We start from the raw sequence: 10,708 nt of genomic DNA, 5'->3' as shown, positions 1-10,708 counted from the left end.
GATTTTTTTGACGGGGTGGGCGGCGGCGCAGATCCCGAAGCGCGCCTCAAAATCATGAAGGATTCTGCCATCGGCGTTTTCGGTGCGGTGGGATTGATTCTTCTCCTTCTTTTCAAGATAGTCTGCTTAACAGCCATACTCGCCCAGCTCACCCCGATGAAATATCTGCTGATCGCCGCCGTGCCTGCTCTTTGCCGATGGTCCATGGCATCCCTTGCCTGGAAAGCAACATATCCCCGAAGTAAAGGAACCGGCCATGCCTTTGTCGGCAAGGTCACAGGGAGTGATTTGATCCTGGGTGGGATTTTTCTGCTTCCGGCACTGGTCGTAGGAGTTTCAGCCTATGTGTTGTTTTTGTTCTCCCTGATGCCATCCGTCTGGCTGCGCCGTAAAAGCAAGGTGGCTCTGGGCGGGGTCACCGGGGATGTCCTTGGCGCATCGTGTGAGATGGGGGAGGCTGCAGGCTGGCTAGGGGCGTTACTTTGTCTCTTTTGGATTCTGTAGGGTAATTGTTTCAAAATAATCATTTGCCATTGCCGTTCGTGCGCCGTTCACTGCTTTAGTGGCAAATTCACCGCCTTGGGTGCTGGGTTCGGCTTCACCGAGGATGATGTCGACAACTTCGGAAGGTTTGATCCTTTCCGCATGGGTTGCCGGGCAATATCCCAGCTCACGATCTTTTACCCGCCTTAAAATCCCCTTGGTAACAAGTTCATCCATCGCCTGCTTAACATGGGGGTCGGGCAACATGAGTTGTTGCGCGATATCCGGAAGAAAGGTCAGTTTCCTGTTGTTGAAATCCCGCGCGGTTATGTCGATTATATTGAAAGCCAGGGCGAGTTTCTGGGCGGGATTGAGCGCCGCTTTTCCGGGGATGTACCGCCGCCAGATCTGGACCGCAAATGCCATTTCGGCGCCGAATAAAAAGACGATCCAGCCCGCATAAATCCAGAGCAGAAAGAGGGGCAGGGTGGCAAAAGAGCCGTATATGGCATTATATCGGGCAACGCCGATCTGCATTTTTACATAGAGGTTCTGGGTGAGAAACCAGCCCAGACCTCCGGTAATTCCGCCGATCATCGCCGGGAAGAGTTTTACTCTGGTATTCGGCAGGAAGCTGTAAAGAATCGTAAAAGTGAGAATCACCAGAGAGATCGGCAGGAAATTCATCAGCCGGGGCACGAGTTCTGCCAGGGGAACATAGGTCTTTAACAGCGCATGAAGCGCCGGGGTCTCAAGGGATGCTTCTATAAAAAAAGCCAGGTTTATGGTAAGGGGCAGCAGGATGATAAGGGCGAGATAATCGACAATCATTCTGCCGAGGGAGCGGGCGCTATGCGCCTGCCAGACATCATTCATTGCCTGCTCAATACTGTTGAGCATCATCGCCACGGCAATAACCAGGGTGAATACGCCAACCGCGCCGATGGTTGCAAAATTGGTGCGGTCGACATAATCGAAAATCTTGTCCACTGCATCATGGAGGTGGGCCTTCAGATTCTTGCCGCCGTTTTCATCTTCAGCAGCAAGGGACGCATCAGGGGTTTGGATAATGCTTGTGCCGCCTGGGTCCGCAGTGATCAACGAAGACTCGGAACCGCTGATCCGCTCGATGATAATATACGCCGAGTTCCGCATTTCATCGCCGGAGCCCAGTCCTTTGAGGATGGCGGTTCCCATTGCCAGCATGGGCACCAGGGAAAGGACCACGGTAAAGGTAAGCGAGCTTGCCCGCAGGCTGATCCGGTCTTTTTTACATTCATGGAAAATAATAATGTAAATTTTCAAAAGGGCGCGGAGAGTCCTTTTCCACAGGGGTTCGTCGGCTCCGGTTCGCAGCCAGATCCAGGTGGAGAGCCTGTCGAAAAGTTTGTCTGATTTTCCCGATTGATTTGTTTTTGTCATTTCAGTACAAGTAAGTGTTGGTCTGATATGTTCAGCCATAATAAGCGGTTCTCAAAGAAAAAGCAAAAATTGCTGATCTCTTGAAGAGGCTACAGTCATCAACGGGGCCTAATATTATAAACAAGCCAAAAGCGTAATACCTGTCGGCAACAAGTGTTATGATGCCGACAAAAAATGCTGTTATTGTCAAAGGTTGACAGGAGTGATGGCCGGCTTTACTGTATGACACTATTAAATTTATGAAGCATGGAGTTCAAATAAAATCTGGAAGCACGGCATCTCTGGCAAGGCTTCTTAATGAAATTATAAAAAATCTGGAGGATATGGGTTATGAAACAGTTATTAATGGGATTGTTGTTGGTTGCCGCAGGGCTTTCCGGTTGCGGCTATAATACGATTCAGTCCAACGATGAAGCGGTAATTGCTGCCTGGGGTGATGTTGAGGCATCCTATCAGCGGCGTGCGGATTTGATTCCCAATCTCGTGGAAGTAGTGAAAGGGTATGCAGCCCACGAAAAAGACACGTTAATTGCCGTGACCGAGGCGCGGGCGAAAGTCGGCAAGATGCAGCTTGGCAGCGATGTCTTGAATAATCCCAATGCCCTGGCGCAATTCCAGGAGGCGCAGGGAGGGCTGAGTTCGGCGCTGTCGCGTTTAATGGTGGTGGTCGAGCGTTATCCGGATCTCAAGGCAAATCAGAATTTTCTCGACCTGCAGCATCAGCTTGAGGGAACTGAAAACCGGATAAATGTGGCGCGGACCCGGTTTAATGACGCGGTGCGGATTTTTAATACATCGATCAGGACATTCCCCAATAATCTGACCAATAAGTTCATGCTGCAACTGCCCAGGCGCGAAGCATTCAAGGCCGATGCCGGAGCAGAGAAAGCCCCTTCAGTGAAATTCTAAGAGGCATCATGCAAAAAGAAAAACCCGTCATCTCCGGCAAGCAAAGTGGAACGGGGGCGCTGTTAGCCCCCCTGTTGCGCTGTTTCATGCCACTGCTCTTCATTGTATTGGCTCAGGCGTGTATGGCCGTTGCAGGTCATAGCGCTGAAATCCCCAATTATCAGGGCTATGTAAATGACTATGCCCAGATGCTCTCTCCAGCAGTGCGCGTCCAGCTTGAACGGGCGTTGCAATCCTTTGATCTGTCCGATTCCACCCAGATTGCAATCCTGACGATCAATTCGCTGGAAGGCGATCCCATTGAGGATTTCAGCATCAGGGCGGTTGATAAGTGGAAAATAGGCCAGAAGGGCAAGGATAACGGCATCTTGCTTCTGGTTGCAAAGCAGGATAAAAAAATCCGTATAGAGGTGGGCAGGGGGCTTGAGGGCGTGCTCACCGATCTGTTGAGCGGTCGGATCATCGATCAGGTGATATCACCGCGATTCAAGCAGGGGAAGTTTGATGACGGGATTGCCGCAGGAGTTGCCGCCCTTGTCCAGGCAACCCGGGGTGAGTTCAAGGGGGATAAGGCTTCACGTCTGGGGCATCAGCAGAGGCAGGAACCCTCGCCGTTGTTTAAGTTCCTGTTTTTCGGCCTGGTTGTTGTGGCTTTTTTCGGTTTCATCTCAAAGAAAACCGGCATGGCTGCCGGGGCAATTCTTTTTCCCCTTGCCATGATTTTCGGGTTGTTGCCGTTCAGTCTCCTGGCGCTGTTATTCTTTGTGCCGGCAGGGCTTGCAGGCGGGTTGTTTCTGCCCATTCTTCTTGAGGGCCTGATGCGGGGCGGCGGCGGGTTTTATCTTGGCGGCATGGGCGGCGGTTCCAGTCGCGGTGGTAGCAGTTTTGGCGGATTCGGCGGCGGCGGATTCGGCGGCGGCGGTGCCTCAGGAGGCTGGTAATATGAAGGCGGATAATTTTTTTACCCAACAGGAAAAAGACCGGATCAAGGCGGTTGTCGGGGATGTGGAAACCCGGACCTCCGGGGAAATCGCCGTGATGGTGGTGGATGCCAGCGATACCTATCCCGAGGCACGGATTCTTGCGGGAGTGGTGACCGGATCTTTGCTCTCCCTGGGGCTTGTTGATTATTTTTTTTCCGGATCGTTATGGTATTTTGTTTTTCTTGCCCTTGTTTTATCTCTGCTCTTCGGCTGGCTTGTAGAATATCTTCCCGCAGTAAAAAGGATTTTCACAGGGAAAGCCAGGATCGAAAACCAGGTGAGCGAGCAGGCGATCCAGGAATTTTTCCATAAAGGTCTGTATCAGACCAGGGACGATACCGGGGTGCTGTTTTTCATCTCGTTGTTTGAACGAAAGGTCTGGGTGCTGGCGGACAAGGGGATCTACCGGAAGATTGATCAGCAGACCCTGCAATCCTATGCCGATGAGGTTGCCAAGGGTATCAAATCCAACAAGGCCTGTGAGGCGCTCTGTAAAGAAATAACCAGCATCGGCAAAATCCTTGCCGAGCATTTTCCCATTAAGTCGGATGACACCAACGAACTTGATAATGCAGTGATTGTCGGGTAATCCGCTAACGGTTCTCATTACATGCAGAAACCCTCTTTTCGGCGGCATAACCCTTGCGATTGCCCAGAAACAGGGATTTCATCGTGAGGCGGCAGCTGTATCAGGGCGATGATTCTGCCTAAGCAAAGGTCCCTTTGTTTGTAAACTTTGTTAACACGTTTGTGTTTGGGCGGAATACCGGTCTTTGGGGAGTCTTATTCGGCGAAGCCGTATCGAAACACCCGGTTCTTGGCATCAAGATTTTCAAGTGATGAAAGCAGGTCTTTGTTGAGATAATCAATTTTGTCCATATGCTGCCTGGCGATTTCTTTCTGCTTTCTCAGCAGGTAGAGCATGTTATTGAGCTGTTCCCCCAACTCCTCGACAATTGTCGGGCAGGCTGCCTTATATACTTCACATTCCTTGCAACTATGATATTTATCGACAAATTGCCCCTGAACACTGCCGCCGCAGTATGTGCCGGAAACCTGCCAGCAGCGGACTCCTTCCTCCCCGATGATCGGGCATTGTTTCCTGGTGCATTCTTTTGTCTCCCAGCAATGAACAAGATGGGAGTTTTGGAAAATAGACACTGTCATCGGAGATGGCCTGGTCGAAGAGGGGCAGGATCTCGGCGCGAATCATTTGAAGAATGTCATTACAGGCTGAATTATCTTTATCCTCAGGCATCTCTTACTCCAAAATATTGGTGCGTTTGTCAGGGCTGCTTGAATTTATAGGGATGCACAATATATATAATCATGAGTAAAGTGGCAAGGCCAAGTCTGATGGCACTTCGCTTTCATATGTATTTGTCGTGTGAAATAAAGAGGTTGATGTGTTTTTTGGGATAAAGGAGGGGAGGTCTTTGAGCGGGTAGCTGATAATAAATTTCTACTGTGATTCTTGGCGATCCTTGTTCAGATATTCATCCCTCTCTTTTTTATATTCATCGTAATTTTGCTGTTCCTGGGGGATCGGTTCATCTGATGGATAGACCATTTGTTCCCGGCTTTTCAGTCCTTCATAGAGGCCCTCATACACCTGTTCTTTGGTGCATCCAGCCATGAACAATACAAGTAAACATATGAAGGATAGGTTGTTGCATTTCATAAATAATTGACCACTCGGGCCGTGTAAAAAGAGAAAGAAAAGAGAGAATTTGCAGTAATATTTCCGGTCAGGCATTACGGCTAAATTTATTCTTCATCAACAACCGGAATCTTGATCGTAAATGCGGTTCCTTCGCCGACGTTGCTGGTAACTGATATCTCGCCATGATGTTTTTGGATGATGTCATGGGAGATGCTTAAGCCCAGGCCGGTCCCTTCGCCTACCTTTTTGGTTGTAAAAAAAGGATCGAAAATTCTGTCCAGTTTTTCTTCCGGTATACCACTGCCGTTATCAGCAATGACAACTTTAATCCATCCATCCTCATGGCTTGTGCGGATGGATATTTCGCCCTTGACTTCAATTGCCTGGGCCGCGTTGACCAGAATGTTCATGAAAACCTGGTTCAATTGCGAGGGATGGCAGATGGTTTGAGGAAGTTCGCTGAAATCCTTTTTTACCTCTGTTTTGTATTTGAGTTCGTTCCAGATAACCTGAAGTGTATTCTCAATACACTCATTGATATCTTTTTTCTGGGTCTCAGCCTCGTCCACCCGGGAGAAATTCTTTAAGTTCTGGACAATTTCCTTGATACGGTTGGTTCCTTCCAGAGACTCATTCACCAGGTCATCAATATCCTTCAGGATAAAATCCAGTTTGAGTTTTTTGCGCAATTGTTTTATTTCTTCTGCAGAAGGTGAATCGGAGATGATTGCAGACTGGGCTTCAAGAAATTCAGTAATTTTATGAAAATATTTTCCCAATGTGCCCAGGTTGCTCATCACGAAGCCAATAGGATTATTGATTTCATGGGCCACTCCTGCGGCAAGCTGGCCAAGTGATGCTAATTTTTCCGAATGATACAGATGTCGCTGGGCCTCTTTCAGTTCAAATTCCATTTTTTTCAGCCGCATACCTGCATTGACTCGCGCCAGTAATTCTTCCCTGGAAGTTGATTTATCAATGTAGTCATCTGCGCCGATATTCAGCCCTCTGACCTTGTGTTCCAGGTCGGAAGAACCGGTCATCATGATAAAATAGATGCTTTTCAGTTTCGGATCTTCTTTGATGATTTTACAGAGTTCCATGCCGTCCAGATGAGGCATCTGGTAATCGGAAATGATGATATCCGGTTTCTGTTGCTCGATCATGGCAAGGCACTCCCTGCCGTCCGCGGCGGTCCGGACCTGATACCCTGCTTTGTTGAGAGATTTGCTTAAAAGTGTTCGATTGAGTTTGTTGTCATCAACAACCAGAACCTTTCCTGAGAAGTTTTCCATTCGCAATTGCCTATCCATGTAAGATGTCGCACAGTGTCAGTCTTTGTGAAATCAGAGATTTTATTGTAACTGACCGGGATTCTTTTGTTAATAAGGAATGTATAACAATATTAAGAAGTGGGGCCTAGGCTAGAGGCTCAAATCCCGGCAAGGCGCAATTCACCTTTCATTCCTTTCATGGAGGCAAAAAGTCAGCACCGGCCCTATTGAACTCGAGTTAATAGCTTTTCTTGAATTTCGTATTGCTGCAACCCGGGCATGGCGGGAGGTGGCCGGTTTTTTTGAGATGGATCTTCTTTTCACATTTCAGGCAGGTGAATGTTCCCAGGCTGGTTACTTCGCCGGTCTTATAAGTCAGGGCCTTGTCGGTTTTTTCCACCAGAAAATCAAGGGCGCTTCCGGCCTTGTGGAGCAGAGTTGAAAGGGTGGCCAGGGCACCTGCGCCAATCCGCGCCGGATCGAGATAATCCTTGGCGTCTTCGCCCAGCAGTTTGATCTGATAGGATGTTTCTTTCAAGTCGCGAACCAGGGAGTCTTTAAACTCTTTTCCCTGTTCCAGGTCGAATTCTCCGGCTTTGGTCAACTGTTCGCGGGCCACATCCATGGCCTTTTCCATGCTTTCCTTGGTTTTTTCTTTACTCTGGGTAAAGATTTCCTGGAATTTATCAACGAATTTGTCGTATTTTGCGGCAATTTGTTCCTTGATGTTTTCTGCGTTTGATTTGTTTTCCATGGCAAGACCTCATGGGAAGAATGTTAGAACACAAGGATAAAACAGTATGATATAGAGAGTATGTCGAAAAATTTTACAAGTCAAGAGTCAGGAGTTGTGAAATTCATCCTTGAGACAAGAGCGATAAAAAAGCCCCACATTCGAAACAGCAATGCAGGGCTTCGGGGAGGGGGATGTCATTATGCAATGCCGTTTGAGATGATCTTCGTACCTTTTCGAATCGCCGCATCAAATGGGTCAATTTGTATTTCAGCGGCATTTTTTTCTGCTTTCGCGAACACGACAAAAAACAGCGACTGGATAAGGGCGAAAAGGAATATGCCCATTGCCAGGCTTAAAGAAGAATGGGGGGAAAAGCCCGCCACCAGGGTTGCGCCGCCGAGACACACGAGAAGTTCCGCAACAAACATTCTGAAAAATGGTTTTTCAAAACAGATGCCGCTTCGTATCCAGCTTAATATTCCCAAAGAGAGGAACAGAAAGGCTGAGAATGGCAGGCCCCATAACAGGGCGGCGAACAGCAGCGCAAGAGGGAAGAAGATTGCGCTTAAGCCCTTTTCCCTCCACCGGCAAAGGATGATTGAGTATCCGGCAAGAAAGATCCAGATCGTCAGGTTAAAGGTTTTAGACCAGTACAATACCGGGCTTAAGCTGAAGGTCAGCGGCACGAAAATCAGGCCGCAGAGAAGACCGTAAATAATCGTCGTGCGAACAGGTTTTGCGCGCGGTTTCATTTTTTTGGCCCTCCTGCGTTTACTTTTTCTTTGCGACGGATAAGTTCGAGCTCGATTTCTTCTTCGTTGACTTCAACAGAAGCGGAGTTCGGGAAAAACGATGAAGCAGTCTGCTCCCACTCCTCTTTTTCGCAGGCATGGAGATATTCCGTGGCTTTGAGATGAAACTGCTTATACTGCAGCTGTTGCTCGCCTGTCTTTTCTGCGAAACGTTTGATGTCCTGCTCAAGGGTAGTAATCCGCCGGGTCAAGGCATCTTGATGACCGGAGAGCGGCTTTATTTTTTTGATCAGCATCCTGGCGATATCATCCTTGTCGCGGCTCACGGCGATATCGAGATCGTCTTCAAGTTTCAGGAGCTCATCGGCAATCTGCTGTTTGTCGCTAACCAGTTTTTCCTTTGATGCGGCGAGATGAGCGAGGCGCGCCTCCTTTTTTGCCAGTTCTTCCTCCATGTCTCTTAAGCTTTGTTTGAGGATCAGGGTTTTGTCCTCCATCTGGTCCATCACTCCATGAACATCAGCTTTCCATATGCGTACGAATCTTGTCATTATTGCCATGTTATTATCCTCAAAAATTGTTGACTGTTTTTTCTGGGTTTTTATCTTTTCCTCACTCCTCACTCCTCACTCACTTGATCGCTCTCATGCCCTTCAAGCCTTCATACTGCAACATTTTGGCGTTCTGCTTCTGTTGCACCGCTACTGCCGCAGGAGCGCCGGCAAAGGTGCGTGAAACCGTATCGCGCAGTTCATCAAGTTCAGCGCCATAGCCGTCGGAATCAAACACAGCTGAGCCGATTGCCTTGCCCACGGTTTCCTGGGCAGCTCGGTAGGTGCTGATTTTGTTGAGCGCCTCTTCTTTTCTGCCTTCCCTGATTTCCTGGGCAATATCTTTGCGAAGGTTGTTGAAATCCTCCTGCATGACCTTTTCTTCCCATTCGGTTTTGTCTATGGAGGCGAATACTGCCTGTTGGTCAGCAACACAGGCGATGTGAAAAGAATCTGCAAGTTCAACAATAAAGGGCTGGTTCTTATGAGAATAGGCAACCTGTATACCTTTCAGATCAAAGGACTGTTCCTTGTTGGTGGGAACTTTCAGGGTGATGAACAGCTTTCGCGCCTGGCCGGACAAGAGGTCTCCCGGTCGGAAAATCGCTTGATTATTGTTGATTTCAATAGGGTAGCCAGCCGCCTGGATCAGTGATATGCCATGATCAAGGGGGATTCTGACCTCAACGGAAGTGGCTGCGGCAACCCGGGTTCTATTAAATTCCTTTAAGAATACCTCGGCAAAGGACTCGGGGTTTTCAAGAAAATAATAGTTTCCCGTGCCGCGGTCAGCAATGCTGGTCATCAGCATTTCGTTAAAATCAATGCCCACGCCAACGGTGGTTACGGCAAATTCATGTTTGACTGCGGAAAAGGCCATGGCCCCCAGTCTTTCAGGGTCGGTAATTCCCTGATTTGCCTGGCCGTCTGAAACCAGAATGATCCGTCCCAGGTTTCCGGTGTTTTTGGCGGTTTTAAGGATATTGATTCCTGTATCAAGTCCGGCGCCGAGATTGGTGCCGCCGCTGGCGTAGATTTCGTGCACTGCGTTACTCAGGATATTGCGGTTTGCCGGGGTGGCATGAAGCAGCGACGAGTGGCGTTGCACGCCGTCGGAATATGAGACCAGGGCAATCCTGTCTTTAGTGGATAAAGTGGTAATCAGGTTCAGGACCGCCTGTTTTGCATCCTCTATTTTCTGGCCCTGCATGGAACCGCTGCGGTCAAGGACGATGACCATATCGACATTTCTTCCATCGCTGCCGGCGAGATTTATAATGTCTGCGGCAGCCAGGGTCAGGGAAAGCGCCACGGTGCCGTCGCCATTGGTGTGGATTTTGTTCTGGGTGAGATTTCCGGAAAGAGTGACAATGCCGTTGGTGGCGGTTAGGGGGGTGCCGGCATGGGGTTTGATCATCGTACTGCTGCCTGGTTTTGTTGCGTATGCCATGGCAGTGCATGTCAGGGCAATCAAGCATCCCAGAAGAATAAGAGGTCTTAGATGTTTTTTGTTCATGGCTTTCTCCTTTTGCGGCTTTATAGTTAGTACAATATTGTGGCTTCTTTCTTTCAGGGTAAGGCCGTGGAGGACAAAGCTCAATTCAAAGAAATGTAAAAAGATCGAGGGGTTTTTTTGCATTTCTTTTACATAAGGAATGCCAGGGAAGGGTGTATAATCAATAAAGGTGGCGTCGCGATAATTCCGATCTTCTGTGTCGCATCGGGATCGCGAGTGCTCGACATACCAGAAGTATGCCTCCGCGCTCTCGACGCCCCTGCTCCTGGAATATCGAAATTCTTGCTTAGCCATTGTTTATGCCCAGCGAAGCAGGCTGTATTCTTTCTGATAATTCTTTAAAAGGCTGGTATTAAGAGTTTGTTGAAAAAAATGTTTAAGATGCGTTGAAGAACTGTTGGAACAGTGTTTGAATTGTG

At 48.6% G+C, this 10,708-nt stretch carries 12 protein-coding genes; 4 read left to right on the top strand and 8 right to left on the bottom strand.

The window, feature by feature from the left end; all coding sequences use genetic code 11:
• Positions 1-504, top strand: a 504-nt coding sequence (locus KKE17_15225) for an adenosylcobinamide-GDP ribazoletransferase (GenBank protein ID MBU1711351.1), incomplete at its 5' end; no start/stop codon positions are given.
• Here the strand turns inward: KKE17_15225 and KKE17_15220 are convergent.
• Entirely contained in the window at positions 478-1,944 is a 1,467-nt protein-coding gene (locus tag KKE17_15220; GenBank protein ID MBU1711350.1) for a YihY/virulence factor BrkB family protein, read from the bottom strand. The two genes, KKE17_15225 and KKE17_15220, sit on opposite strands and share 27 nt — an antisense overlap.
• Before the next feature lie 291 nt (positions 1,945-2,235).
• On the opposite strand from KKE17_15220, the gene KKE17_15215 reads away from it, so the two are divergent.
• The 3 genes from KKE17_15215 to KKE17_15205 all read left to right on the top strand — a co-directional run bounded on the left by KKE17_15215 (position 2,236) and on the right by KKE17_15205 (position 4,386).
• Positions 2,236-2,814: a LemA family protein gene (locus tag KKE17_15215; GenBank protein MBU1711349.1), complete on the top strand. Its 579-nt coding sequence runs from the start codon at positions 2,236-2,238 to the stop codon at positions 2,812-2,814.
• An 86-nt stretch (positions 2,815-2,900) separates the two neighbouring features.
• The gene (locus KKE17_15210) at positions 2,901-3,755 is read left to right on the top strand and encodes a TPM domain-containing protein (protein ID MBU1711348.1); all 855 of its coding nucleotides are present in this window, start codon (positions 2,901-2,903) and stop codon (positions 3,753-3,755) included.
• A gap of 1 nt (position 3,756) precedes the next feature.
• Positions 3,757-4,386, top strand: a complete 630-nt coding sequence (locus KKE17_15205; GenBank protein ID MBU1711347.1) for a TPM domain-containing protein — start codon at positions 3,757-3,759, stop codon at positions 4,384-4,386.
• 194 nt (positions 4,387-4,580) lie between these two features.
• Here the strand turns inward: KKE17_15205 and KKE17_15200 are convergent, their stop codons facing one another.
• The 7 genes from KKE17_15200 to KKE17_15170 all read right to left on the bottom strand — a co-directional run bounded on the left by KKE17_15200 (position 4,581) and on the right by KKE17_15170 (position 10,289).
• Positions 4,581-4,964, bottom strand: coding sequence for a hypothetical protein (locus KKE17_15200; GenBank protein MBU1711346.1), 384 nt, complete (start codon positions 4,962-4,964; stop codon positions 4,581-4,583).
• A 295-nt stretch (positions 4,965-5,259) separates the two neighbouring features.
• Complete coding sequence (locus tag KKE17_15195; GenBank protein ID MBU1711345.1) at positions 5,260-5,433, bottom strand: hypothetical protein; 174 nt, start codon at positions 5,431-5,433, stop codon at positions 5,260-5,262.
• A gap of 131 nt (positions 5,434-5,564) precedes the next feature.
• Positions 5,565-6,755 (bottom strand): response regulator, encoded by a 1,191-nt coding sequence (locus tag KKE17_15190; GenBank protein ID MBU1711344.1) that lies wholly within the window; start codon positions 6,753-6,755, stop codon positions 5,565-5,567.
• 217 nt (positions 6,756-6,972) lie between these two features.
• On the bottom strand, positions 6,973-7,488 hold the full coding sequence (locus KKE17_15185; protein ID MBU1711343.1) for a zinc ribbon-containing protein: 516 nt from the start codon (positions 7,486-7,488) through the stop codon (positions 6,973-6,975).
• A gap of 179 nt (positions 7,489-7,667) precedes the next feature.
• Positions 7,668-8,222, bottom strand: coding sequence for a hypothetical protein (locus tag KKE17_15180; GenBank protein ID MBU1711342.1), 555 nt, complete (start codon positions 8,220-8,222; stop codon positions 7,668-7,670).
• Positions 8,219-8,782 carry a PspA/IM30 family protein gene (locus KKE17_15175; GenBank protein ID MBU1711341.1) on the bottom strand — a complete coding sequence of 188 codons (564 nt, stop codon included), beginning with the start codon at positions 8,780-8,782 and terminating at the stop codon, positions 8,219-8,221. Before KKE17_15175 ends, KKE17_15180 begins: the two co-directional genes overlap by 4 nt.
• 70 nt (positions 8,783-8,852) lie before the next feature.
• Positions 8,853-10,289 (bottom strand): VWA domain-containing protein, encoded by a 1,437-nt coding sequence (locus KKE17_15170; protein ID MBU1711340.1) that lies wholly within the window; start codon positions 10,287-10,289, stop codon positions 8,853-8,855.
• Positions 10,290-10,708: the final 419 nt, after the last annotated feature.

The sequence above is a fragment of the Pseudomonadota bacterium genome (genome assembly GCA_018823135.1).
Lineage (GTDB): Bacteria > Desulfobacterota > Desulfobulbia > Desulfobulbales > CALZHT01 > JAHJJF01.
Note: the sequence above shows the minus strand (reverse complement) of the source record. Positions and strands in the feature narration are given on the sequence as shown.